Origin of the sequence: Sphingobium sp. Ant17 (assembly GCF_000588875.1) — a bacterium.
Classification (GTDB): domain Bacteria; phylum Pseudomonadota; class Alphaproteobacteria; order Sphingomonadales; family Sphingomonadaceae; genus Sphingobium.
Genome location: NZ_JEMV01000019.1, coordinates 1 through 25,313, shown reverse-complemented (window position 1 = coordinate 25,313; position 25,313 = coordinate 1). Strand labels below are relative to the sequence as shown.

Below are 25,313 nucleotides of genomic sequence, written 5' to 3'. Positions count from 1 at the left end.
CCCGTGACTCCGGGCCGCCGCAGTCATAGCAAGACCCTAGAAGCACAGGTAAAAGGCCGTGGTTCAGGGATACTGCATCCCGCTTCGAGCTTAGGGGGCTGAGAAGCGGTTGAGGCAGGCCAAGGGGGAGACGAGTGATCGTCTATGAAGCGCCCGGATCGTGAAAACACGATCCGGGCGCTTTTTATTTGGCTGCGCTTTCTGATGATCGCCATTGGACAAAAGGTCCAAGGCCTGCTTTTTCCGGCCATCGGGCGGCCGCATCCTGACCTCTTGAAACCGCTTTAGGCAAAACCATATCCACGCTGTCCAGCCGCCACATGGGGTTGGACGCAGTATCGCTGGACGCCTGTTTCGGGTCCGGCTTGTTCATTTTGCTCTTTGGGAGATTATGACAATGCGTGCATTTGACCTTACCCCCTATCGTCGTTCCACCGTCGGTTTCGATCGTCTGTTCGACCTGATCGAAAACAACGCCCGGTTGAGCCAGGGTGACAATTATCCCCCGTTCAACATCGAGCGCCTGTCGGAGGATCGCTATCGCGTGACGCTGGCCGTCGCCGGTTTTCGTCCTGATGAGATCGACATCACTGCGCAGCAGAACCTGCTCCAGGTGATCGGTCGCAAGGATGAAGGGTCGGCATCGGATCGGTCCAAATATCTGCATGTCGGCATCGCCAACCGCAGCTTCGAGCGGCGGTTCGAACTCGCCGATTTCGTGCGGGTGGAAAAGGCTGACCTCGCCGATGGCCTGCTGGTGATCGACCTGTTGCGCGAAGTGCCCGAAGCGATGAAGCCCAAGAAGATCGCCATCAATGGCGGTCAGCTTGTGGAGATCACCGCCAAGGACCGCGACGCCGCATGAGCGGTGGAATGACGTAAGCCTGTGGGGCGCGGCTTTGGTAAAGGCCGCGCCCTTTTTATATCTCGACCTGGCTGCCCAATTCGACCACGCGGTTGGTGGGCAGGCGGAAGAATTCCATCGCGCTTTCCGCGTTGCGGAGCATCCAGGCGAAGATTTTTTCCCGCCACAGCGGCATGCCGGGCTTGGACGACGGCAACAGGGTCTGGCGCGCCAGGAAGAAACTGGTGTCCATCATCTTGAACGCCTGGCCGCAGCCCGACACATTTTTGAGCGCGGCGGGGACATCGGGTTCCTGCATGAAGCCATATTGCAGGACCATGCGGAAGAAGCCCCGGCCCAGATCCTCCAGCTTGCAGCGGCCGTCATCCTCGACCACCGGCACGTCCTTGATCTTGACCGTCAGCAGGATGACCCGCTCGTGCAGCACTTTGTTATGCTTGAGGTTGTGGAGCAGCGCATGGGGTACGCCATCGGGCGTCGAGGTCATGAAAACCGCTGTGCCCGGCACGCGCACCGCGCTGTTGGCGGCGGATGCCACGAAGACCGGAATCGGCATCGCGGCTTCGCGCAGGCGATCCTGCACCAGGCGGCGACCGCGCGACCAGGTGGTCAGCAGGGTGAAGATGATGAAGCCGATCAGCAGCGGGAACCAGCCACCATCGGGCACCTTGGTCAGGTTTGCTGCGAGATAGGCACCATCGACGATGTAGAAAACGGCCAGCACCGGCGCGGCATAATACCATTTCCAGTTCCACAACCGGTACAGCACGACGGTCAGCAGGACGTTGTCGATGAACATCGCGCCGGTGACTGCGATGCCATAGGCAGCGGTCAGGTTGGACGAGGTCTTGAAGGTCAGCACAAGCAGGATGACCATCACCATCAAACCCCAGTTGATGAGGGGAATGTAGATCTGGCCTGCGGTCGCGGCGCTGGTGTGGGCGATACGCAAGCGGGGCATGAAACCAAGCTGGATCGCCTGCTGCGTGACCGAGAAGGCCCCGGAGATCACCGCCTGCGACGCAATGATCGCGGCCATGGTCGCAAGGCCGATCAAGGGCAACTGCGCCCATTGCGGTGCGAGATTGTAGAAGGGGCTGTCAAGCGCTGCGGCCCCTTCACGGAACAGCAGAGCGCCCTGCCCCATATAGTTGAGCATCAGCGCGGGCAGCACGAAAGCAAGCCAGGATACGCGGATCGGGTTGCGGCCGAAATGGCCCATATCGGCATAGAGCGCTTCTGCACCGGTGACCGCCAGCACGACTGAGCCAAGCGCGAGGAAGGCGGGCAGCGGATCGGTGACGAAGAACATCACCGCCCAATAGGGGTTGAAGGCGTAGAGGATGCCAGGGGTCTGGATGATCGAGAGCACACCCAGCGTCGCGATCGTCAAGAAGTAAAGCAGCATGATCGGGCCGAAGAGCGTCGCGACCTTATTCGTGCCCAAACCCTGTATCCAGAACAAACCGACCAGAATCAGGATTACCACGGGCAGGATCGCGGGTGCCAAGACGGGATTGTAGACCGCAAGTCCTTCGACCGCAGACAGTACGGAAACCGCCGGGGTGATCATCGAGTCGCCGTAGAAGAGCGCCGTCGCGAACACACCGAGCAGGACGATGCCGCGCGACCATCGCTGGGTCTGGGTCTTGCCGTTGATCAACGCGAGCAGCGCCAGGCTGCCACCCTCCCCCTTATTGTCGGCGCGCATGATGATGCTGACATATTTCAGCGTCACCACCAGCATCATCGACCAGAACATCAGGCTGATCACGCCCAATATATGGTCGGGATCGAGCGTCAGTTGGTGATGACCGGCGAAGGTTTCGCGGAAGGCGTAAAGCGGGCTGGTGCCGATGTCGCCAAACACGATGCCGATGGCACCAACCACCAGCTTGACGGTAGCTTTCTGACGGGCGTGTCCGTGGCCTGTTTCTTCCTCGCCGGACGTCGGCGCGGTGTTGGGAAGCAGGTCAGCCATGCAGGAAAAACGCAATGGTCATACTGTGTCGACATCCGAAGAGAAGCGATGACGGACGATGCTGTCACCCCACAAACCGCCGCGCCCTACCATGCCCCACTGGGGCGTGCAATGCGACGCTGCGTGCCTAAGGTGCGGCCGTTCCATCCTGAGCCAGAAGGGCATCGATACGCGCGATATTGGCCTGAAGTTCCGTCTTGAACTTGCTACCCTCCGGCGCGCTGGCCGCCAGCGGTGCCCACATCGCGCGCGCCGCCTGCAACTGGTCGTTGCGCGCCAGCGCCAGGCCGTAGAAATAGCGGGGCGCAAGGCCTTCGGCATCGAGCGCCATGGCGCGTCGGAAGGCGAAGTCCGCCCCCGGCGACAATATGCCATCGGCGTGGGCGACGAGCGCATTGCCGAAGCCGAGCCACAGCGTAGCGTCGTCGGGCCTGGCGCGCAGGCCCGACAGCAGGATGTTGGCGGCATCCTTCGTCTTGCCCTGGCGGCCGAGGCCATCGGACAGGATCAGCCATTGCCCGGTCGGGCCAAAGCGCTCGCCAAGATTGCGCCGCTCTTCGGCGAGCTTCTCGTCGAACTGGCCCTTGATCGGCTTGGTCGAGCGTGGCGCACCGGCAAGGCCGGGATTGCCCTGCCAAGCATAACCCGCAAGCCCCAGGAGCAACGCGGCCGCGCTGATCTCGCGCGCGGATCGCGGAATGCGGCCAAGCAGCAGCATGGCGATGAAGGCCATCGCGGCAAGGCCGAAGGCAAGGAACCAGCCGGTCATGACCGCGCCTTTCGCTTGATCCGGCCGCGCAGCAACAGCAGGCCAAGGCCAAGCAGCAGCAAGGGCGCGCCCCACAGCGGCCAGAGGATGGGGGCGGCGGTGGGTTCGTAACTGACCCAGTCGCCATAGCGGGCGATGAGCCAGGCGCGGATCGCTTCGGGTTGCTCACCCGCCATGATCCGCTCGCGGATCTGCGAGCGCATGTCGCCGGCCATGCTGGCATTGCTGTCGGCGATCGACTGGCTCTGACAGGTCAGGCAGCGGATCGTCTCCATCAGCGCCTTGGCCTTGTGTTCCTGTGCCGGGTCGGCGAGTTGGCGATCGGCATAGGGCGCGGGCGGCAGCGCGGTTTGGGCGGCGAGCGGGGTCGCGATCAGCGCGAAGAGGAACGCGAGGATGAGTCTCATTGCGCGGCCCTAAGCTTTTCGAGAATCATCGGCACATCGTCGGCGCGGATGTCGCCGATATGCTGGTAGGCGATGCGGCCCTTGCCATCGACGATGAAGGTTTCGGGGACGCCCGACGATCCAAGTGCGATCTGGACGGCGCTGCGGGCGTCGAGGCCGATGCGGGCGTAAGGATTGCCATAGCGGGCGAGGAAGGCATCGACATCGGGCCGGGCGTCGCGGATGGCGATCGCGTCGATCGGGACACCGGCCTGTTTGAGCGCCAGCAATTGCGGGGCTTCAGCCGCACAGGGGACGCACCAGCTGGCGAAGATATTGAGCAGCCGCGGCTGGCCCGTAGCCATTTGCGCACTGGCGAGCGGCGGACGGTCGCTGGCGGCGGCGGGCAGCATGAAAGCCGGAAGCGGCTGGCCGACCAGGCGGGAATGGATGACGCGATCGTCAGGCTGGAACAAGCCGCTGGCGAACAGGGCGATGAAGCCCAGGAAAAGCCCAAGCGGGAGCCAGATCAGCAGCTTCCTCATGCCATCGCCGCCTTTGCGCGCCACTTCATCAGCCAGCCGCGCCGTTCGCGACCGAGCAGCGCCAGCGCGCCACCCAAGGCGATCAGGATGCCGCCGAACCAGATGAGCGTGACGAAGGGCTTCCACCAGATGCGCAATTGCCAGCGGCCGCCTTCAACCTCTTCGCCCAGCACGACGTAGAGCTGGCCGTTCCAGCGGGTGAGCAAAGCCGCCTCGCTGGTCGTGGTCGGGGGCGAGGCGAAGAAGCGGGACTGGGGATGGATCATCACCGGCGCGCCGCCGCGACGCACTTCCATGTCGGCCTGGAGCGCGGTCCAGTTATCGCCCGCTATGGGTTGTATCTGTACGAAGCGGAGCTGCCAGCCTGCGGTCTGGATCATGTCGCCGGGGCGGGCGGCGACCAGTTTCTCGACCGTGAAGGCGGAGTCGCTGGCCATTCCCCCCAAGCTGACGGCACAGCCCAGATGCGCGATGACCATGCCATAAGTGAACAGCGGAGTGCGGCGGAGGTTGCGTTTCCACAAGGGCGCGAGGCTGGCGACTCCAACCGCTCCGGCGATGACGAGGCCAAGGAACGGCAGAATGCCGATGCGGCCCCACGCCAAAACGGACAGCGAAGCGGACAAGGATAGCGCTATGAGAAAGGGGATTACCAAACGTTTGGTCACTACTCGTGCATTGTCCCTGCGCCAGCGCACCATCGGCCCGACCGCCATGGCGATCATCAGCGCCAGCGCGATCGGCCCGGCGATCCGGTCGAAATAGGGCGCGCCAACCGAGACCTTGTGGCCGAACGCTTCGGTCATCAGCGGATAGAGGGTGCCGATAAGGACCAGGCCCAATATGACCGTTAGCAGCAAGTTGTTGATAACCAACATGGTTTCGCGGCTGACCAGTTCGAATGGCGCGCCTTCGCGGACGGCACCGATGCGCCAGCCGAAAAGGGCGAGCGCACCGCCGATATAGAGGGCGAGCAGGCCGAGGATGAAGCTGCCGCGTTCCGGGTCCACCGCGAAAGCGTGGACGCTGGTGAGGATGCCCGACCGCACAAGGAAGGTGCCGACCATCGACATGGAGAAGGCGACGACCGCCAGCATGACCGTCCAGGCGCGCAGGGCGTCGCGGGTCGCCAGCACGGTAACGCTGTGGAGCAAGGCGGTCGCGGCGAGCCAGGGCATGAGCGAGGCATTTTCGACCGGGTCCCAGAACCACCAGCCGCCCCAGCCCAATTCATAATAGGCCCAGTAGCTGCCCGCGGTGATGCCCAGCGTCAGCATCACCCAAGCGGCCAGCACCCACGGACGCATCGCACGCGCAAATGCGGCATCAACCTGCCGCGTCAGCAGTGCGCCGATCGCGAAGGAGAAGGCGACCGAGAGGCCGACATAGCCGATATAAAGCGTGGGCGGATGGAAGGCGAGACCGGGGTCTTGCAGCAGCGGGTTCAGCCCCTGCCCGTCCGCCGGTGCCGGGGCGATGCGGGCGAAGGGGTTGGAGGAGAAGAGCAGGAAAGCGTAGAAGCCGAGGGAAATCGCCGCCTGTCCGCCCAGCGTCGCCATATGGGTGTCACGGCGCAGCGCGCGCTCAAACAGGGCGACGGCGGCCCCGGCGACGCCCATGACCGTGACCCAGAGCAGCATCGAGCCTTCATGATTGCCCCAGGTGCCCGCGAATTTATAGAGCCAGGGCTTGGCCGAATGGCTGTTGGTGGCGACCAGCAGCACCGACATGTCCGAGCGCAGAAAGAGCGTTACGAGCGCGGCGAAGGCGATGGCGGTCAACACGCCCTGCGCCACGGCGGCGGGGCGAACGGCAGCGAGCAGATCGGGCTTGTTACCCTTGAGGCCAGTGAAGGCGAGGACGAGTTGCAGCAGCGCGAGCGCGGCGGCGAGCCAGAGCGCGGCGAGGCCGATTTCGGCGATCATAGGGCGGATGCCATCATAATAGCTACCGTTCGGGCTGAGCGAAGTCGAAGCCCTCCGCTGAGCGAAGCGAAGTGACCTCCCTTCGGTCGGTCGAGCCTTCGACAGGCTCAGGGCGAACGGAATTTTGAAAACGCCTCACCGGTCCACCTCGATTTCGCGGGTGGTTTCATTGTAACTCATGCCTTCCAGTTCGCGGGGCATATAGCGTTCGTCATGTTTGGCGAGCAGGTTGGTGGCGATGAAGGTGCCTTTGGTATCGAACGATCCTTCGGCGACGACGCCGCTGCCTTCCTTGAACAGGTCGGGCGCGATGCCGCTGAAGGTGGCGGGGACGGTCGCCTTGCCGTCGGTGACGTCGAAATACAGGGTGACGCCATCGGGTGCGCGCTTGAGGCTGCCTTTGACCACCATACCGCCCAGGCGGATCGCCTTGCCGGGTTCGACGCCCTTGGTCTTCACATCGCCAGGCGCATAGAAATAGGCGGCCTCATCCTTGAGCGCAGAGGCGGCGAGCAGGCCCGCGCCGATGAGCGCGATCAGCGCGGCGAGCGCGAGGATCAGCCGTTGATGCTTGGCCTTCATGCGCGGTCCACCAGCTTTTCGGCCTGGATTTCGGCGCGGCCCATGGCGCGCCAGCTAAGCCAGCTGACCGCCGCCGTGCCCAGCAGCGTGACCGCATAGGCGGCGATGACGAAGGTCCATTGGTTCATCGGGTCACCCTCTCCGCCTATCCACGGGCAAGGCGCTGCATCCGCGCCTCGACCTTGTTCTGCGCCAGGATCGCGCGCATTCGCATCAGCACGATCGCGCCGAACCACAATGTGAAGCCGAGCAACGTCAGGCCCAGCGGCCACAGGATCGCCATATCGATGCTGGACCCGCGCATGGTGATGGATGGCCCCTGATGCAGGCTATTCCACCAGACGACCGAGCGATTGATGATTGGAATATTGACCGCGCCGACCAGGCCGAAGATGGCGGTGACGTTGCTGACGCCGCCCTGCCCGGCGCTCGTTCCCTGTCGCGCGCTGGCATTGGCGAGCGCGATATAGCCAAGATAGAGAAACAAGAGGACCAGCATGGAGGTCATACGCCCGTCCCATTCCCACCAGGTTCCCCAGGTCGGGCGTCCCCAGATCGATCCGGTGGCAAGACAGATGGCGGTAAACAGCGCGCCGGGCGCAGCAATGGCGCGGCCAGCCACGGCGGCAAGCGGGTGCCGCCACACCAGTTGCACCAGCGCGGCGATGGCGATGCCGGTCCAGCCACCCATGCCGAGCCAGGCGGCGGGCACATGGATATAAAGGATGCGCACCGTCTGCCCCTGCAGATAATCGGCGGGCGTCAGCCACAGGCCGCAAGCGCAGCCCGCCAGCAACAGGGCAAGGCCCGGCCAGAACAGCCAGCCCGTCAATGGGCGCGCGATCTTGAGGAAGCGGGCGGGATTGGCAAAGCGATGCATCAGGGCTGCGTCTGTAGCGGGGCGTAGGAAGCAATGCCAGTGGGGCATTTTGCGGATAGCGAGCCGACGGAAACGCTGCGTTGCGGCACGCCCCGACGCTTTTTTATGACAGGAGGGCGACAAAGCGGTCGCAAGTCCCTATATGCGCGCTCAACGACGGCCCTGGGATATTCCTTTCGGGTTGTTCTGGAACGGCTATGGAACCGCTCGCACCCATGATGACTACGAACCCCTTCGACGACGACAAGTTGCGCGAGGAATGCGGCATTTTCGGCGTTTCCGGCGCTGATTCGGCGTCCGCTATCGTCGCGCTCGGCCTCCACGCGCTCCAGCATCGGGGGCAGGAAGCCGCCGGTATCACCAGCTGGGACGGGCATGATTTCCACACCCACCGGGCCATGGGCCATGTGGCGGGGAATTTCGACCGGGACGAGGTGATTCGCGGATTGCCGGGCGACGCGGCCTGCGGCCATGTGCGCTATTCGACCACCGGCGAGACATCGCTGCGCAATGTGCAGCCGCTCTATGCCGAGTTGAATTCGGGCGGATTCGCGATCGCTCATAATGGCAATATCTCCAACGCGATGAAGGTGCGGCGCGAACTGATTCGGCGCGGGTCGATCTTTCAGTCGACGTCGGATACCGAGGTCATCATCCATCTGGTGGCGACATCAAGCTATCGCACGTTGCTCGACAAGTTCATCGATGCGTTGAAGCAGGTCGAGGGTGCCTATTCGCTGATCGTCATGACGCCCGAAGGCATGATCGCCTGCCGCGATCCGCTGGGCATCCGGCCTTTGGTGATGGGGAAATTGGGCGAGACGACGATCTTCGCGTCCGAAACAGTCGCGCTGGACGTGGTTGGTGCGGAATATCTGCGCACGATCGAGCCGGGCGAACTGGTGATCGTCACCAATGAAGGCGAAATCCGGTCGCATCGGCCGTTCGGCGCCGTGCATCCGCGCCCCTGCATCTTCGAGCATGTCTATTTCAGCCGCCCCGATTCGATCGTCGATGGGTCGAGCGTCTATTCAGTCCGCAAGGCGATCGGCGCGCAGCTGGCGATCGAAAATCCGGTCGAGGCCGATTATGTGATCCCCGTGCCCGACAGCGGCGTGCCTGCCGCGATCGGCTATGCGCAGCAATCGGGCATTCCCTTTGAACTGGGCATCATCCGCTCGCACTATATCGGGCGGACCTTCATCCAGCCGGGCGACAAGGTGCGGCATCTGGGCGTGAAGCTGAAGCATAATGCCAACCGTGCGCTGATCAAAGGCAAGCGGATCGTGCTGATCGACGATTCGATCGTGCGGGGGACGACGTCCTTAAAGATCGTGCAGATGATGCGCGAGGCGGGCGCGGCTGAGGTGCATATGCGGATCGCGTCGCCACCGACCAAGCATAGCTGCTTCTATGGCGTCGATACGCCCGAACGCACCAAGCTGCTGGCGCATAAGCTGGACGTGGGCGGCATGCAGGATTTCATCCATGCCGACAGCCTGTCCTTCATCTCGATCGATGGTCTGTACAAGGCACTGGGCGAGGCGAAGCGGGCCGATACGCGGCCGCAATATTGCGACGCCTGCTTTACCGGCGACTATCCCACCGCACTGACCGACCAGGATGACGTGGTGGTAACCAACCAGCTGGAATTGCTGGCCGAACGGGTGGCCTGACGGGCTTTCCTTGCGCTTTTCTCCGAACCTAAAATATCCGTTCGGGCTGAGCCTGTCGCAGCCCCTTCCTTCTCCAGGAAGTGAGGCCCTTCGACAGGCTCAGGGCGAACGGAACCTACTCTGTTTGACAATGACGAGATGCTATGACTGACACGCTTCCCCTTTCCGGCAAATTGGCTCTCGTTACGGGGGCGAGCCGGGGCATTGGCGCAGCGACCGCCGAGGCGCTGGGCCGAGCGGGCGCGCATGTCGTGCTTACGGGACGGACGACCGGCGGACTGGAAGAAGTGGAGGAGCGCATTCATGGCGCAGGCGGCAGCGCGACGATCGCGCCGCTCGACCTGATCGACGGCGAGAGCATCGGGCGGCTGGCGCAGGCGATCGGCGGGCGCTGGGACGCGCTCGATATCCTGGTGCTGAATGCCGCGACGCTGGGCGCGCTGGCGGCTGTGCCGGCGATCGACGCCAAGGAATTTGCGCGGATGCTGACGCTCAATATCGTCGCGCCCCAGGCGCTGATAGCGGCGTTCGACGGCATGTTGCGCGCAAGCGGCGATGCGCGAGTGGTGGCGGTGACATCGTCGGTGGTGGTGCCGCGGGCTTATTGGGGCGCTTATGGCGCGTCGAAGGCGGCGCTGGAGACGTTGGTGGGGGCCTATGGCGAAGAGATGAAGAATATCTCGGCCATCCGCACCCATATTGTCGATCCGGGCGCGACCCGCACGGCAATGCGCGCGCGGGCCTTTCCGGGGGAAGACCCTGCGACGCTCAAAGGCCCGGAAGTGGTGGCCGATGCGATCGTCGGGATGGTCGCGGCGGATACGCCGACTGGATATCGCATGCGGGTCGATGGCTGAACGCGGCGCGGGCGTTTTTCGACTACGCTCGAAACCAACAGTGATTTTAGCTGGGCTTTACCAGTGTGACCTGCGCGACGTCGATGCCGCCGCCGCGGAAGCCGCCTTCACAATACATAAGATAATAGCGCCATAAAGCCACGAAATGCTGGTCGAAGTTGGCAGGCAAGCGGCCCTGCTCGATCGCCTGGTCGAAGCGTTCGCGCCAGCGGCGGAGCGTTTGGGCATAATGCTGGCCGAAGCGATGGACGTCGCGCCATTCCAGCCCTTGCTTCTCGGCCAGCGCGCGGAAGCGGCTTTCCGACATCAGCATGCCGCCAGGGAAGATATAGGTCTGGATGAAGTCCGCGCCGCGCGCATAGCGGTCAAAAATGGCGTCATCGATCAATATATATTGGATCGCGGCGCGTCCGCCGGGTTTGAGCAAGCGATGGATGGTGGCGAGATAGGCGGGCCAATAGCGTAGCCCGACGGCTTCGACCATCTCGACGCTGGATATGGCGTCATATTGCCCCTGTGCATCGCGATAGTCGGTGAGGCATATTTGTGCGCCCGAGCCGAGGCGGTCGCGCGCATAATCGGCCTGCTCGGTCGAGAGGGTCAGGCCGGTATAGGCGATCGCCCGCCGCTCCATCGCCTGTTCGGCGAGGCCACCCCATCCGCAGCCGATTTCGAGCAGGGAATCGCCATCCTTGAGCGCCAGCCGGTCGAGGATCGCATCGACTTTGCGCCGCTGGGCCTGTTCCAGGTCTTCCGACTCGCTGTCAGGATCAGTGAACAAGGCACTGGAATAATGCATGAGTTCGTCGAGCCAGAGCTGGTAAAAGTCATTGCCCAGGTCATAATGATAGGCGATGTTGTGGCGCGATCCGGTGCGGCTGTTCCGGCGGGCCCAGTGGATGGCACGGCCAATCCAGCGGGTCGGGCCATTGGGACGCGCGACACGGCCCAGCGCGACGGCATTGGTCATGAACAGCGCGAAGAGCGGCACCGGGTCGGGACTGGTCCATTCGCCCGCCGCCCAAGCGCGATACCAGCCCGCCGATCCGCCAGTGGCCAAGCGGACCAGCGCGCGCCAATGGACGAGATGGACTTCGCAATGCGGCCCCGGCGCACGACCGCCCAACATCCGGCGCGCGCCGTCGGGCAGAATGGCATCGAGCGATCCCTGATCCAATCCCCGGTCGATCCGGTCGAGCAAATGATGGAAGAGCGGTCCAAGCACTCGCCCCAACCGGCCGGGCTTGCCGGAACGGGGCGGCTGACGCACGGAAAGCGCGCGACGGCCGCGGCGGGGATCGACTGCATTCATGACGTCATTCCTGCCCCAAGCAGGCGGGCGCTGCAATCACCCCTTTGCGTGACGATAGGCGGCCAGCGCGCGCTCGCGGCCTTCGCGATGCTCGATGATCTTGGGCGGATAAGCGGCGGGGCGAGCGCCATGCGCGTCGGGGTCGTGAATGACGCTGTCGTTGAGGTCGGCCAGTTCAGGCACCCAGCGGCGGATATAGGCGGCGGCGTCGAATTTTTCCGACTGGCTGAGCGGGGCCATGATGCGGGTGAACAGATTAGCATCCACCCCGCTGCCCGCGACCCATTGCCAATTGACGCTGTTATTGGCGTAGCTGGCGTCGACCAGCGTATCCCAGAACCAGCGCGCGCCATGGCGCCAGTCGATCAGCAGATGCTTGATGAGGAAGCTGGCGGCGATCATGCGCACACGGTTATGCATCCAGCCGGTCGCCCAAAGCTGGCGCATGCCCGCATCCACGATCGGATAGCCGGTATGGCCGGTCTTCCAAGCGGCAAAATCGGACCCGGCACCGCGCAGGTCGCGCCACTCCAGCGCGTCGAAATCGGCGCGGGCATTTTCGGAGCCATAGGTTGGCATCTGGCAAATCTGCACATGGGCATGATCGCGCCAGATCAGTTCCTTGAGGTAGATTGTTGCATCCTGTCCTGAAGCCGCGACACGGTGCCAGACGGTGGCGGGCGAAATTTCGCCGAAGTGGAGATGGGGTGACAGGCGCGAGGAGCCTTCGACCGAAGGCAGATTGCGCGCGACCGGATAGTCGCCAACCTCATCGAGAAAGGCGGTCAGATGCGCGCGCGCACCTGCTTCGCCGGGCGTCCAGTCTTCGGTGAAGCCGCTGGCCCAATCGGGCTTGGTGGGCAGCAAGGCCCAGTCCTCCAGCGCGTCGCTGGCTGGCCATTGGTCGGGTGACGGGATGGTTGCAGGCGCGCGGGTGGGCGTAGGCGGCGGCATATGCTCCATCACCGCGCGGGAAAAGGGCGTATAGATGCGATAGATGCCCCCTGCCCCGGTGCGCACCGCGCCCGGTGGCAGCAGCAGACCACCATCATGAAGGCAAAGGTCGAGCGCCTTGGCCACTGCCTTTTCCGCATTGCGCCACCAAGGTTCATAATGATGGAGGGCGTGGACGCGGCGCGCACCCGTCTCCTGCGCCAGTTGCGCGAGCATCTCGGCGGACGCCCCGCGCCGTAGGATGAGGCGCGATCCCTTTTCGCGCAGCTGCGCGTCCAGGCTGGACAGACTGTGGTGCAGCCACCAGCGCGACGCGCCGCCCATCGCCCAGGTGCGCGGGGTGGCATCGTCCAATATATAGACCGGGATAACCGGGCCTTCCTCAACGGCGGCGGCGAGCGCAGCCTGATCGGACAGGCGCAGATCCTGGCGAAGCCAGAGCAGGACGGGGGCGTTGGTGGACATGGTTGGGCAATGCGCGGCACCGGGCCGGGTTCCAACCACCCTATCGGGCATATTGCTGACCAACGGCCCGTCGCAAATCAGGCCATGCGCGATTCGATCCATGGACGCGCGCTGCGGCCGCGCTTATCCTTAGGGCCGGTGCCCTGCTTGGGGTGAGTGGCATCATATGAGAAAGATTCAGGGGATTTATGGCTTCCACGCCCAATGAACGGGAAATGGCATATCGGCCGTGCGTCGGCATCATGCTGGTCAACAGGGATGGCAAGGTCTTCGTCGGCCAGCGGCTCGATAATGTCGTGGAAGCTTGGCAAATGCCGCAAGGCGGAATCGACGAGGGCGAGGACGCCAAGACGGCAGCCCTGCGCGAACTGGGCGAGGAAACCGGCATCGGCCCGGAGCATGTCGAGATCATCGCCAAGGCGAAGGACGAGCATTTCTATGACCTGCCGCCCGAATTGCTAGGCAAATTATGGGGCGGCAAATATCGCGGCCAGCGGCAATATTGGTATCTCGCCCGTTTCCTGGGGCAGGACAGCGACGTCAATATTGAGACCAAGCATCCCGAATTTCGCAGCTGGAAATGGGCCGAACCCGAAACGCTGCCGGAACTGATCGTGCCGTTCAAGCGCAAGCTGTATCGCGATATCCTGCAGGAATTCAAATCGTTGATCTGAACCGTTGCGACACACTTCCTGCGGCGGGCCGTGTTTAAAACGGGCACTTAGGGGCTTAAGTTTTGCGGTCGAGCGGTTATGACGGACAAATGCGCGCTTGTCTGATCCTGATGTCTTTCCTGTTTGCTGCCCCGGCCCTGGCTGCCGATCCCATTTTGTTGCCGACATCGGTGCGCGAAATGCTGGAAGCGGCAATCGCCAATGGCAGCGAGACGGAGATCGCCACCGTCGCCAAAATCGCCCGTCAGACCAATCCGGCGTCGGGCGACGAAATCCAGCGGATGGTCAATAGCTGGAAGGAACGGACCAAGGCGACCCACGACACCGTGATTCGCGAGGCCCGCTTCACCGAATTATGGACTGGTCGGGTCGAAGCGGGCGGGTTCCGCTCGACCGGCTCCACCAGCGAGCTGGGCCTGAGCGGCACGGCCACCGCGACTCGTACCGGCCTGCAATGGTCCCACAAATTGAGCGCGACGGCGGATTATCGCCGCGCCAATGGCGTGACGTCGCGCGAACGCTATCTTGCCGGCTATGAGCCACGCTATCAGTTCGATCCGCGCGGCTTTGCTTATGGGTTGACGCAGTTCGAGCGCGACACGTCGATCGGCTATGATGAACGCTATACCGGGTCAGTCGGCATCGGCTATAAACTGATCGTCAGTACGCCGTTGGACCTGCAAGTCGATATCGGCCCGTCGGTGCGCCATGCCAAATATCTGACCGGCGAGCGCGAGACCAAACTCGGTGCGCGTGGATCGATGGCGGCGGTGTGGCGCTTGTCGCCGACGCTGACGCTCAAGCAGACGGCGGCAGGTTATGCGGAGAGCGATGTCTATTCGTTCAATTCGCTGACGGCAGTAGAAACGAAGGTGGCGGCGCGACTGTCGGCCGCCTTGTCTTATAACGTCCAATATGAATCGGAAACGCTGCTGAGCGCGCGCGATCTGGACACGCTGAGCCGGTTGACGCTGACCTACGACTTCTGACGCGGTGGGGGTGGAGGCGCGCGACGCGCTCTGATAGACCCTTGCCATGAACCCCTTATCATCGATCGAAGCCGCTCTGCTGGAGCGGGCTGCGGATGCCCCGATGCTGTCGCAGGTGCAGGATTGGGCAGCGATCAACAGCGGATCACGCAATCTGGATGGACTGGCGCAGATGGCGGCGGCGCTGGCGGATGCTTTTTCCGTGCTGCCGGGCGACGTGACGCTGATCGAAGCGGCACCGGTCGAGACGATGCGCGCCGACGGGCGCGTCGAGACGATCCGGCATGGGCAGCATCTGCATTTATCGGTGCGGCCGGAAGCCCCGGTGCAGATCTTGCTCACAGGACATATGGATACGGTCTTTGCCGCCGATCACCCGTTCCAAGCGCAGCGCTGGATTGAACCCGGCGTTCTGAACGGGCCGGGGGTCGCCGACATGAAGGGCGGCATTGCGGTCATGCTGGCGGCGCTGCGCGCGATCGAGGGAACGGAGGCGGCGCAGACACTTGGCTATGACGTCGTCATCAACAGTGACGAGGAAGTGGGCAGCCCCTCCTCCGCCGGATTGTTGCGGACAGTGGCGGCTGGCAAGGTCGCGGCCTTCACCTATGAGCCTGCCCTGCCCGATGGTACGCTGGCGGGCGCGCGGGCGGGGAGCGGCAATTTCTCGATCGTGGTGACCGGTCTGAGCGCCCATGCCGGGCGCAATCCCGATGATGGGCGCAACGCGCTGCTGGCGGCGGCCGATCTGGCGTTGCGGCTCAAGGCCGGGAGTGGCCCCGGCTGTTCGTGCAATCCCGTGAAAATCGAAGGCGGCGGGCCGAACAATGTGGTGCCCGACCATGCGGTACTGCGGGTCAATTTCCGGCCCCGGACGCGCCGGATGAGGCGGCAGCGCGAGCGCTGATCGAGCGGGCGATGGCCGATGTGGCGCGCGACCATGATGTCAGCCTGCATCTCCACGGCGGCTTCGGACGGCCGCCAAAGCCCATGGATGACAAGGCCGAGCGTTTGTTCGGGCTGGTCAAGCAATGTGGCGCGGACCTGGGACTGGAGATCGGGTGGCGCGATACGGGCGGCGTGTGCGACGGCAATAATATCGCGGCCTGCGGTGTGCCGGTGGTCGACACGATGGGCGTGCGCGGCGGGAGCATCCATAGCGATGCCGAATTTCTGATCGCCGACAGCCTGCCCGAACGGGCGCGGTTGTCGGCGCTGGCGCTGCTGCGGATCGCGCAAGGCAGATATAAGATATGAAGAAGAGAGGGTAAGCGCTTGAGTTTCATCATGCGAACCGCGCGGGCGGAGGATTTGCAGACGCTGTATGAAATGGCGAAGCTAACCGGAGGTGGCTTCACCAACCTGCCGCCCGACCGCAAATCTTTGGCCGCCAAGCTGGAGCGGACCGAGGCGGCGCTGGCGCGCGAGGAGGATGGCATTGCCGACGAGCTGATCGTCATGGTGCTGGAAAATGTCGAGACGGGGCAAGTGCGCGGCACTTGCCAGATCTTCTCGACCGTGGGGCAAAGCTGGCCCTTCTATTCCTATCGGCTGGGGATGCTGACCCAGCATAGCCGTGAACTCGGCCGGACATTCCGGGCGCAGATGCTATCGCTGACGACCGATCTGGAAGGGTCGGTCGAGGTCGGCGGGCTGTTCCTGCATCCGCGCGAACGGGCCGAGGGGCTGGGTCTGCTGCTGTCGCGCAGCCGCTATCTCTATATTCGCGGGCATCGGCAGCGTTTCGGCGACAAGGTGATCGCCGAATTGCGCGGGGTGATCGACGAGGCGGGCGGTTCGCCCTTCTGGGACGGGTTGGCCGGACGCTTTTTCGGCATGAGCTTTCAGGAGGCGGACGAGTTCAATGCCGTCAACGGCAACCAGTTCATCGCCGACCTGATGCCCAAGACGCCCATCTATACCGCGATGCTGACCGACAGTGCGCGCGCGGTCATCGGCCTGCCCCATCCCAATGGCCGGGCGGCGATGCGGATGTTGGAGACCGAAGGGTTCGACAATGCGGGCTATGTCGACATTTTTCGACGGCGGGCCGACGATGGTCGGGCAGATCGACCAGTTGAAGACGATTGCGGGCGCGCGCGACGTGACGCTGGGTGCGACGCATGACAAGGGCGGCGACAAGATGCTGATCGCGACCGGGCGGCTGGCGGACTATCGCTGCACCTGGGGTTTCGTGCAGGAAGTGGACGGCGTCGTGTCGCTCGATGCGGCGAGCGCGGCGCGGATCGGGCTGGAACCGGGGGTCGAGTTCACCATGGCGGGGCGGGCATGAGCGTTACCGAGATTAATTTCGACGGGCTGATCGGGCCGAGCCACAATTATGCGGGCTTGAGCGTCGGCAATCTGGCGTCGGCGCGCAATGCGGGCGCGGTGTCGCATCCGCGCGCGGCGGCGTTGCAGGGTATCGAAAAGATGCGCGGCAATATTCGGCTGGGGCTGACACAGGGCCTATTCCTGCCGCAATGGCGACCCGATGGGGCGTGGTTGGCGCAGTTGGGGACTGATGTCGGCGCGGCCGAGCCGCATATCCGCGCGGCGGCGATGTCGGCTTCGTCCATGTGGGCCGCCAATGCGGCGACGGTGTCGCCCGCCAGCGACACAGGCGACGGGCGCACGCATTTGACCGTCGCGAACCTGGTGACGATGGCGCATCGCAGCCATGAATGGCCCCAGACGCTGGCGCAATTGCGGGTCGCCTTTTCCGACCAGAGCGTTTTCGCCGTCCATGGCCCGGTGCCGCCGCCCTTTGGCGACGAGGGCGCGGCCAATCATATGCGGTTGGCCGAACGGCATGACCAGCCGGGGGTCGAGGTCTTCGTCTATGGCCAGTCGGGCGGCCCCTTCCCCGCGCGCCAGCATGTCGAGGCGAGCAAGGCCGTGGCGCGGCGGCATGGACTGGACGCGGCGCGGACTTTGTTCGTGCAGCAGTCCGAGGAAGCGATTGCGGCGGGCGCTTTCCACAATGATGTGGTGGCGGTGGCCAATGAGCGGGTGTTGTTCACCCATGAACTGGCCTTTGCCGACAAGGAGGGTTTCTATACCGATCTGCGCGCCGCCCTGCCCTGCGTCGAGATTGTGGAGGTGCCCGCCAGCGCGGTGAGCCTGTCCGATGCGATCAAAAGTTACCTGTTCAATGCGCAATTGGTCACGCTGCCGACCGGCGAAATGGCGCTGGTGCTGCCGACCGAAGCGCGGGAGACGCCAGCGGTATGGCAATGGCTGGAGCAGATGATCGCGGGCAATGGGCCGATCCGGCGACTCGTACCTGTCGATGTGCGTCAATCAATGGCCAATGGCGGTGGTCCGGCCTGTCTGCGCCTGCGCGTCGTGGCCGATCCGGCGACGATCGATCCGCGCTTCCTGGTGGATGAGGCGAAGCTGGACGCAATCGCGGGAATCGTGGCAGATTACTGGCCCGAAGACATCGCGCCAGACGGGCTGGGCGACACCACGTTGATCGCGCGGATCGAACAATCATGGTTAACGCTTGTTGACCATCTGCAGCTTTCCGGCGATCTATCGCCCTGATGGCGGGGGCCAAACGCCGGATGGAATCGAAATGGAACGGATCAAGCGTCTTTTCATCGTCAAGACCAAGTTCGAGGCGTTTCTGATCATCTATGCGCTCGCGCTGGGCGCGACCGAGCGCGGCGTCGCCTATATGCAGCAATATCCCGGCACCGGCGGACAGCTATTGGCTCTCGCGTGCACCGGCGCGGTGTTCATGGGCGGCGGCATGATATTGGACACGCTCGAATATCGGCGCACCTACGGATAGCCCAAGGGCTTGCGCTGGTCGGCCCCGCCGGTCAGGAATGATGGCCATGGGTGCCATCATGTTGCAGGGAACCGGATCGGATGTCGGCAAGTCGGTGCTGGTCGCCGGGCTGTGCCGGGCGCTCGTGCGGCGCGGCTATCGGGTCCGCCCGTTCAAGCCACAGAATATGTCCAACAATGCGGCGGTGACCGCCGATGGCGGCGAGATCGGCCGCGCACAGGCGTTGCAGGCGATTGCCTGCCGCGTGCCGCTGCATACGGATATGAACCCGGTGCTGTTGAAGCCGCAGGCCGACCGCACATCGCAGCTGATCGTCCATGGCCAGGTGCGCGGCACGTTGGGATCGGGCAATTTCCGCGCGGCGCGGGGCGAATTGCTGGGGGCGGTGCTGGACAGCTATGCCCGGTTGCAGGCGCAATGCGACATCGTCGTGGTCGAGGGCGCGGGATCGCCCGCCGAGATCAACCTGCGCGCGGGCGACATCGCCAATATGGGCTTTGCCCGCGCCGCCAATGTGCCGGTAATCCTGGTCGGCGATATCGACCGGGGCGGCGTGATCGCGGCGGTGGTGGGCACGCGCACGGTGATCGACCCGGCGGATGCGGCGATGATCCGCGGATTTTTGATCAACAAATTTCGCGGCGATCCGGCTTTGTTCATGGATGGCTATGCGCAGATCGAGGCGCTGTCAGGCTGGCGTGGCATGGGGGTGGTGCCCTGGCTGGATGCCGTCGCGCGGCTGCCGAGCGAGGATGCGGTCGTGCTGGAGCGGCGGCAATTTTCGGTCGAAGCGCCGCTGGTGGTCGCCTGCCCGGTCCTGCCGCGCATTTCCAATTTCGATGATGTCGATCCGCTGAAGCTGGAACCCGGCATCGACCTGCGCATGATCGGGCCGGGTCAGGTCATTCCGGCCGAGGCGGCGCTGGTGATCCTGCCCGGCTCCAAGGCCAGCGTCGCGGATATGCGGGCGATGGTGGCGCAGGGGTGGGACATCGACATATGCGCGCATCACCGGCGCGGCGGCGCGGTGCTGGGGATATGCGGCGGATACCAGATGCTGGGGCGGACGATCGCCGACCCGGACGGGCTGGAGGGACCGCCGGGGTCGGTCGCGGGGGTGGGGCTGCTGGATATCGAGACGGTGCTCGGCGGGACCAAGACGCTGGAAGCGGTGCGTGGCCGGGCGCTGGGGGCCGAATTTGGCGGCTATGAGATGCATATGGGGCGGACCGCTGGCCCGGATTGCGCGCGGCCCTTTGCCATGCTGGGCGACAGGCCAGATGGCGCGATCAGCCGCGATGGGCGGGTGATGGGCAGCTATATCCATGGGCTGCTTGCCAGCACGGCGTTGCGCGATGCCTTGCTGCGGCGGTTGGGCAGTGCGTCGGCGGGGCAGGATTATGACCAGTCGGTCGAGGATGCGCTGGAGGAGGTCGCGAACCTGCTCGAAACCCATGCCGATGTCGATGCCATGATCGCGCTGGCGATGGGCTGACGCTGATGGGAAAAATGGTGCACCCAGAGCGATTCGAACGCCCGACCCTCAGATTCGTAGTCTGATGCTCTATCCAGCTGAGCTATGGGTGCAGAGGAAAGGCTGGCGGAGAGGCTGGAAGCCTGCCCGATAAAGCCCTTCGGAAAATGGTGCACCCAGAGCGATTCGAACGCCCGACCCTCAGATTCGTAGTCTGATGCTCTATCCAGCTGAGCTATGGGTGCATTTGGAGAGGCGCAGATAGAAGCGCCCGGCCATTTGGGCAAGCCCCTTTTTTGCACTTTTATGGCCCGTTTCCGAACCGGAACGAAGAACGAGCAACTTTTGCCGCGCTGCACCGTTCGGATGGGCAGGAGGACCCGCCATGAGCTTTACCCTGAATGACATTGCCTTGCTGTTGATCGCCTTGGTCATCGGCCTGATATTCGGCCTGATGATAAGTGGGCGCGGCAAATATCGCCGGGCCTGGCGCGACGAACAATTGTTGCATCGGCAATCGGTGAAGGATCGCGATGCCCGGTTAGAGGCGGCCGAGACGCGCGTGCGCGAGCTGGAACGGCAGGCGGTGCCGGTAGGCGCCGGTGCGACGAGCGGCGTGGCCGCTGCTGCCACGCATGAGCGCGATGATCTGAGCCGCATCAACGGGATCAGCCAGGCGCAGGAAGTGTCGCTCAACGAAGCGGGCTATCAGCGGTTCGGGCAGATCGCGACGCTCGGTGCCGAGCAGGAAGCCACATTGGAAGCCCGGTTGGGGTTGCAGCCCGGCACGATCGCGCGGGAGGATTGGCGCGGTCAGGCACAAACGCTGGAGACCAAGCCCGCCAAGCGTGGCTTGTTCGGCTAAGCCCCAGCGTCGGTTTACACATGGAAAGGGCGGGGATTGCTCCCCGCCCTTTTCTTATGCCTTGCTGGCGAGTGCGGCTTGCGCAGCGGCCAGGCGGGCGATCGGCACACGATAGGGCGAGGCCGAGACATAATCGAGTCCCGTCTCTTCGCAGAAAGCGATCGAGGCCGGATCGCCGCCATGTTCGCCGCAGATGCCGAGCTTGATGCCGGGACGGGTCTTGCGGCCACGTTCGGTGGCGAGCTGGATCAGTTCACCCACGCCTTCGACATCGATGCTGACGAAGGGATCGCGGGCGAAGATGCCCTTGTCGACATAGGTGCCGAGGAACCGGCCTGCATCGTCGCGGCTGATGCCGATCGTCGTCTGGGTCAGATCGTTGGTGCCGAAGGAGAAGAATTCGCCAACTTCCGCGATTTCCCCGGCCTTGAGCGCGGCACGGGGCAGTTCGATCATCGTGCCGACGAGATATTCGACGCTGTCGCCCTGTTCGGCGAAGACTTCGGCGGCGACGCGATCGACGATCGCCTTCATCAACTCCAGTTCCTTGCGCGTCGCAACGAGCGGGATCATGACTTCCGGGATCGGCGCTTCGCCGCCGCGCTGCTTGACGATCAACGCCGCTTCAAAGATTGCGCGGGCCTGCATCTCGTAGATTTCGGGATAGGTGACGCCCAGACGGCACCCGCGATGGCCCAGCATGGGATTGAATTCATGCAGTTCGCTGGCGCGGCGCTTGAGCACGTCCACCGAAATACCCGCCGCCTTGGCGACTTCCTCGAACTCGGCTTCGGCATGCGGCAGGAATTCGTGCAGCGGCGGATCGAGCAGGCGGATGGTGACGGGCAGGCCCGCCATCACCATGAAGATCTGCGCGAAATCGTCGCGCTGTTCCGGCAGCAGCCGTTCGAGCGCGATGCGGCGACCCTTTTCGCTGTCGGCGAGGATCATTTCGCGGACGGCGGTGATGCGGGCGGCGTCGAAGAACATATGTTCCGTGCGGCAGAGGCCGACGCCTTCCGCACCGAATTCGCGCGCGACCTTGCAGTCCTGCGGGGTTTCGGCGTTGGCGCGGACCTTGAGACGGCGGACCTTGTCGGCCCAGACCATCAGGACGCCGAAGTCGCCCGCCAGCTCAGGCTGCACGGTGGGCACTTCGCCCGCCATGACTTCGCCGGTCGACCCGTCGAGGGTGAGGATATCGCCCTCCTTGAGCTCACGGCCGCCGATGCGCAGGATGTTCGCCTTGGTGTCGATCGAAATGCCGCCAGCGCCCGAGACGCAGGGACGGCCCATGCCGCGCGCCACGACGGCGGCGTGGCTGGTCATGCCGCCACGCGCGGTCAGGATGCCCTTGGCCGCATGCATGCCGTGAATGTCTTCGGGGCTGGTTTCGACGCGGACGAGGATGACGGCGTCGCCCATTTCGTTGCGACGTTCGGCGGTGTCGGCGTCGAACACGATATGGCCCGATGCCGCGCCGGGCGAGGCGGGCAGCCCCTTGGTCAGCACGTCGCGCGGGGCCTTGGGATCGAGCGTGGGGTGAAGCAGCTGGTCGAGCGCGGCGGGATCGACGCGGGCGACGGCTTCTTCCTCGGTGATCAGGCCTTCATGCGCCATGTCGACGGCCATCTTCAGCGCGGCCTTCGCCGTGCGCTTGCCCGATCGGGTCTGGAGCATCCACAGCTTGCCCTGCTGGACGGTGAATTCAATGTCCTGCATGTCGCGATAATGGGTTTCGAGGATCTGGAACACCTTGGCCAGTTCGGCATAGGTGTCCGGCATCGCCTCTTCCATCGACAGCGGCTTGGCCCCTGCCCGCTCACGCGCGGCGAGCGTCAGATATTGCGGGGTGCGGATGCCGGCGACGACGTCCTCGCCCTGGGCGTTGATCAGAAATTCGCCATAATAGACATTTTCGCCGGTCGAGGGATCGCGGGTGAAGGCGACGCCGGTGGCCGAGGTTTCGCCCATATTGCCGAACACCATCGCCTGCACATTGACGGCGGTGCCCCATTCGCCGGGGATGTTGTTGAGGCGGCGATAGACTTTCGCGCGTTCCGACTGCCAGGAGCCGAACACGGCGCTGATCGCGCCCCAAAGCTGGTCATGCACGTCCTGCGGGAAGGGCTTGTCCCACAGCTTCTTCACGAGCGCCTTATATTCGGCGACCAATGCCTTCCAGTCGTCGGCGGTCATTTCGGTGTCGAGGCTGTAGCCCTGGTCTTCCTTGGCGACTTCGAGCGCTTCCTCGAACGCGCCATGGTCCAGTTCCAGCACGACGTCCGAATACATCTGAATGAAGCGGCGATAGCTGTCCCAGGCGAACCGCTCGTCGCCCGAGGTGGTGGCGAGGCCGATGACGGTTTCGTCGTTGAGGCCGAGGTTGAGGACGGTGTCCATCATGCCGGGCATCGAGCGCGCGCGCCGGAACGGACCGAGACGAGCAGCGGATCGGCGGCGTCGCCGAACTTCTTGCCAGTGATCCCTTCGATATGGGAAAGGCCCGTGGCGACTTCCGCCTTCACGCTATCGGGATAGACGCCGCCATCTTCATAATAGCGCGTACACATTTCCGTCGTGATGGTGAAACCCGGCGGCACCGGCAGGCCGATCGCGGCCATGCCGTCGAGGTTCGCGCCCTTGCCGCCCAGAAGGTTGCGATCCCCCTGCCCACCATCATCCACGCCGCCGCCAAAACGATAGACATAACGCGTCGTGGTCTTGGTCATGATGGCCTCATCTGTCTCAGTCATTCCCGGCTCTCCCTGCACTGATTGCCGATGCGATATATTGCGTTGCAACAATCCAGCAGCAATAGCCGGATCGCGCCCGATCGAATAGGATTATTCCGTCTTAACTTCGCACTTTTCCCGCACATCTTGGCATTTCGTTGCGTTATCCCGCAATCTTCGAAAAGTCTGCCACGCTATGAACGGCGTCACGCACCCGCGCCAGCAGCGCAAGGCGGGCCGAGCGCTTGGCGGGATCGGCGTCATTGACCGTCACGCTTTCAAAGAAGGCGTCGATCGGCGCGCGGAGTGTAGCGAGCGCCGCCATGGCCCCCTCGAACTCCTCCGCCGCCACCGCCTGCGCCGTGCGCGGTTCCGCCACGTCGAGCGCGGCGATGAGCGCAGCTTCGGCTATTTCGGGCGTGTAGGACAGCGAATTTCCTCCCCTCCCTTCCAGGGAGGGGTTGGGGGTGGGTGGCGAGCGGAGCGAGCCTTCCTCCGTCGAGAGGTCGGAGCCGCCTACGGCGGCACCCACCCCCGGCCCCTCCCTAATAGGGAGGGGGGAAGAGGCGGGCGCGTCCTTCTTGAGGATGTTCGCGGCGCGCTTGTAGCCTGCGAGCAGGTTCGCGCCGTCATCGGTCGCCACGAAGGATTGCAGCGCATGGACGCGGGCGAGCAGGCGGACGAGATCGTCCTCGCCGCCGAGCGCGAACACCGCGTCGATCAGGTCGTGGCGGACACCGGCTTCGCGTTGCTGGACTTTGAGGCGGTCGGCGAAGAAGTCGAGGATACTTGCAGCCTGATCTACGGGAGCATCAACATCCCAAAGGTGGACATCGCCTTCCTGATACGACTTGCCCAGTTCGATACCGCCAAGTTCGCGTTCAACGATGAACGAAATGCGACTATTCGCCCATTCCTCACTCGCAAATTTCATTTCGGAAAATACGTAATTCTCAAGCGTATGCCCAGTCTTGGCATCAAAGACGGAAATTACGCGCGTGCTGAAACCCTCGGCGCGCATCCTGAAACCTGAAGTCTGGCCATGGAACCGGATTTCATCATTCCGAACGACTTCATCATCTAGCGTCCATGCATACCCTTCTCGGCCAAATATAAACAGCCAAGCAAAAAGAACCTCTGATAGTGGTACACGCAGCCTATTCTCAGAAATAAGCCTTATAGACGCTATCGCTGCCCGCCTGAGTGCAAACGGGTCTCGCGATCCGCTAGGCTTTTCATGCATGGCAAAAAAGCCGAACAGAGTATCCAGCTTATCCGCCAAACTCACTGCCACGGTGACCGGCGCGGTGGGGACGTCGTCGCCTTGGCGACCGGCTTGTAATGGTCGCGGATGGCGTCGGCTACGGCGTCGGGCCAGCGCCGCAGGCCATTCTCATCCACTTCGGCGCGGGCGTAGTAGCCGCCCATGATGCCTTGCAGTTCTGGGAACTCGCCGACCATTTCGGTGACGAGGTCGGCCTTGCAGAGGCGGGCGGCTTGTTCGGCTAGGGTGGCCAACTGCTCCCTCTCCCCTGCGGGGAGAGGGCTGGGGTGAGGGGGTTCGACGCCGGTGTCGCGCG

At 63.8% G+C, this 25,313-nt stretch carries 20 protein-coding genes, 2 tRNA genes and 4 pseudogenes; 12 read left to right on the top strand and 14 right to left on the bottom strand.

Annotated features, from left to right (window positions below; all coding sequences use genetic code 11):
- Positions 1–144 precede the first annotated feature (144 nt).
- Both BF95_RS27865 and BF95_RS10435 read left to right on the top strand, forming a co-directional pair.
- Positions 145–288, top strand: coding sequence for a hypothetical protein (locus tag BF95_RS27865; RefSeq protein ID WP_161774267.1), 144 nt, complete (start codon positions 145–147; stop codon positions 286–288).
- 103 nt (positions 289–391) lie between these two features.
- Positions 392–865: an Hsp20 family protein gene (locus BF95_RS10435; protein ID WP_171899275.1), complete on the top strand. Its 474-nt coding sequence runs from the start codon at positions 392–394 to the stop codon at positions 863–865.
- A 55-nt stretch (positions 866–920) separates the two neighbouring features.
- Here BF95_RS10435 and BF95_RS10430 read toward each other — a convergent pair whose 3' ends face one another.
- The 8 genes from BF95_RS10430 to ccmC all read right to left on the bottom strand — a co-directional run bounded on the left by BF95_RS10430 (position 921) and on the right by ccmC (position 7,933).
- Positions 921–2,846, bottom strand: coding sequence for a potassium transporter Kup (locus BF95_RS10430; RefSeq protein WP_043151321.1), 1,926 nt, complete (start codon positions 2,844–2,846; stop codon positions 921–923).
- A gap of 127 nt (positions 2,847–2,973) precedes the next feature.
- Entirely contained in the window at positions 2,974–3,615 is a 642-nt protein-coding gene (locus BF95_RS10425) for a tetratricopeptide repeat protein (protein ID WP_043151320.1), read from the bottom strand.
- Positions 3,612–4,022: a cytochrome c-type biogenesis protein gene (locus BF95_RS10420; protein WP_043151319.1), complete on the bottom strand. Its 411-nt coding sequence runs from the start codon at positions 4,020–4,022 to the stop codon at positions 3,612–3,614. Before BF95_RS10420 ends, BF95_RS10425 begins: the two co-directional genes overlap by 4 nt.
- The gene (locus BF95_RS10415) at positions 4,019–4,546 is read right to left on the bottom strand and encodes a redoxin family protein (RefSeq protein ID WP_043151365.1); all 528 of its coding nucleotides are present in this window, start codon (positions 4,544–4,546) and stop codon (positions 4,019–4,021) included. The genes BF95_RS10420 and BF95_RS10415 overlap by 4 nt, the downstream gene beginning before the upstream one ends.
- The gene (locus BF95_RS10410) at positions 4,543–6,471 is read right to left on the bottom strand and encodes a heme lyase CcmF/NrfE family subunit (protein ID WP_043151317.1); all 1,929 of its coding nucleotides are present in this window, start codon (positions 6,469–6,471) and stop codon (positions 4,543–4,545) included. The genes BF95_RS10415 and BF95_RS10410 overlap by 4 nt, the downstream gene beginning before the upstream one ends.
- A gap of 135 nt (positions 6,472–6,606) precedes the next feature.
- Entirely contained in the window at positions 6,607–7,053 is a 447-nt protein-coding gene (gene ccmE, locus BF95_RS10405; protein WP_043151316.1) for a cytochrome c maturation protein CcmE, read from the bottom strand.
- Positions 7,050–7,181, bottom strand: a complete 132-nt coding sequence (locus tag BF95_RS30330; protein WP_268747164.1) for a hypothetical protein — start codon at positions 7,179–7,181, stop codon at positions 7,050–7,052. The genes ccmE and BF95_RS30330 overlap by 4 nt, the downstream gene beginning before the upstream one ends.
- 17 nt (positions 7,182–7,198) lie before the next feature.
- Positions 7,199–7,933: a heme ABC transporter permease CcmC gene (ccmC, locus tag BF95_RS10400; protein ID WP_043151315.1), complete on the bottom strand. Its 735-nt coding sequence runs from the start codon at positions 7,931–7,933 to the stop codon at positions 7,199–7,201.
- Between the two features lie 215 nt (positions 7,934–8,148).
- On the opposite strand from ccmC, the gene purF reads away from it, so the two are divergent.
- Both purF and BF95_RS10390 read left to right on the top strand, forming a co-directional pair.
- Positions 8,149–9,609 carry an amidophosphoribosyltransferase gene (purF, locus tag BF95_RS10395; protein ID WP_235209679.1) on the top strand — a complete coding sequence of 487 codons (1,461 nt, stop codon included), beginning with the start codon at positions 8,149–8,151 and terminating at the stop codon, positions 9,607–9,609.
- A gap of 143 nt (positions 9,610–9,752) precedes the next feature.
- The gene (locus BF95_RS10390; protein WP_043151313.1) at positions 9,753–10,466 is read left to right on the top strand and encodes an SDR family NAD(P)-dependent oxidoreductase; all 714 of its coding nucleotides are present in this window, start codon (positions 9,753–9,755) and stop codon (positions 10,464–10,466) included.
- A 46-nt stretch (positions 10,467–10,512) separates the two neighbouring features.
- Here BF95_RS10390 and BF95_RS10385 read toward each other — a convergent pair whose 3' ends face one another.
- Together BF95_RS10385 and BF95_RS10380 are read right to left on the bottom strand one after the other, a co-directional pair.
- Positions 10,513–11,778, bottom strand: coding sequence for an SAM-dependent methyltransferase (locus BF95_RS10385; RefSeq protein ID WP_043151312.1), 1,266 nt, complete (start codon positions 11,776–11,778; stop codon positions 10,513–10,515).
- 36 nt (positions 11,779–11,814) lie between these two features.
- Positions 11,815–13,197, bottom strand: a complete 1,383-nt coding sequence (locus tag BF95_RS10380; protein WP_152542653.1) for a cryptochrome/photolyase family protein — start codon at positions 13,195–13,197, stop codon at positions 11,815–11,817.
- Positions 13,198–13,385: 188 nt separating this feature from the next.
- On the opposite strand from BF95_RS10380, the gene BF95_RS10375 reads away from it, so the two are divergent.
- From BF95_RS10375 to BF95_RS10345, 7 genes and pseudogenes are all read left to right on the top strand, one after another.
- On the top strand, positions 13,386–13,871 hold the full coding sequence (locus BF95_RS10375) for an RNA pyrophosphohydrolase (protein WP_043151309.1): 486 nt from the start codon (positions 13,386–13,388) through the stop codon (positions 13,869–13,871).
- Between the two features lie 89 nt (positions 13,872–13,960).
- Positions 13,961–14,860: a DUF481 domain-containing protein gene (locus BF95_RS10370; protein ID WP_043151308.1), complete on the top strand. Its 900-nt coding sequence runs from the start codon at positions 13,961–13,963 to the stop codon at positions 14,858–14,860.
- Between the two features lie 46 nt (positions 14,861–14,906).
- A pseudogene (locus BF95_RS10365) lies at positions 14,907–16,117 on the top strand (hydrolase).
- 18 nt (positions 16,118–16,135) lie between these two features.
- Positions 16,136–17,153, top strand: a pseudogene (locus BF95_RS10360) (arginine N-succinyltransferase).
- On the top strand, positions 17,150–18,409 hold the full coding sequence (locus BF95_RS10355) for an N-succinylarginine dihydrolase (protein ID WP_043151307.1): 1,260 nt from the start codon (positions 17,150–17,152) through the stop codon (positions 18,407–18,409). Before BF95_RS10360 ends, BF95_RS10355 begins: the two are co-directional and overlap by 4 nt.
- A gap of 31 nt (positions 18,410–18,440) precedes the next feature.
- Positions 18,441–18,659, top strand: a complete 219-nt coding sequence (locus BF95_RS10350; RefSeq protein ID WP_043151364.1) for a hypothetical protein — start codon at positions 18,441–18,443, stop codon at positions 18,657–18,659.
- Positions 18,660–18,705: 46 nt separating this feature from the next.
- Positions 18,706–20,154 carry a cobyric acid synthase gene (locus BF95_RS10345; protein ID WP_043151363.1) on the top strand — a complete coding sequence of 483 codons (1,449 nt, stop codon included), beginning with the start codon at positions 18,706–18,708 and terminating at the stop codon, positions 20,152–20,154.
- A 15-nt stretch (positions 20,155–20,169) separates the two neighbouring features.
- Here BF95_RS10345 and BF95_RS10340 read toward each other — a convergent pair.
- Both BF95_RS10340 and BF95_RS10335 read right to left on the bottom strand, forming a co-directional pair.
- Positions 20,170–20,246: transfer RNA gene (locus BF95_RS10340), tRNA-Arg, on the bottom strand.
- 55 nt (positions 20,247–20,301) lie between these two features.
- Positions 20,302–20,378: transfer RNA gene (locus BF95_RS10335), tRNA-Arg, on the bottom strand.
- A gap of 140 nt (positions 20,379–20,518) precedes the next feature.
- Between BF95_RS10335 and BF95_RS10330 the strand changes: the two genes are divergently transcribed.
- The gene (locus BF95_RS10330) at positions 20,519–20,998 is read left to right on the top strand and encodes a hypothetical protein (RefSeq protein WP_043151306.1); all 480 of its coding nucleotides are present in this window, start codon (positions 20,519–20,521) and stop codon (positions 20,996–20,998) included.
- A 54-nt stretch (positions 20,999–21,052) separates the two neighbouring features.
- On the opposite strand, the pseudogene ppdK reads toward BF95_RS10330, so the two are convergent.
- Together ppdK and BF95_RS30985 are read right to left on the bottom strand one after the other, a co-directional pair.
- A pseudogene (ppdK, locus tag BF95_RS10325) lies at positions 21,053–23,754 on the bottom strand (pyruvate, phosphate dikinase).
- Positions 23,755–23,896: 142 nt separating this feature from the next.
- A pseudogene (locus tag BF95_RS30985) lies at positions 23,897–25,313 on the bottom strand (glycine--tRNA ligase subunit beta); the annotation flags it as partial.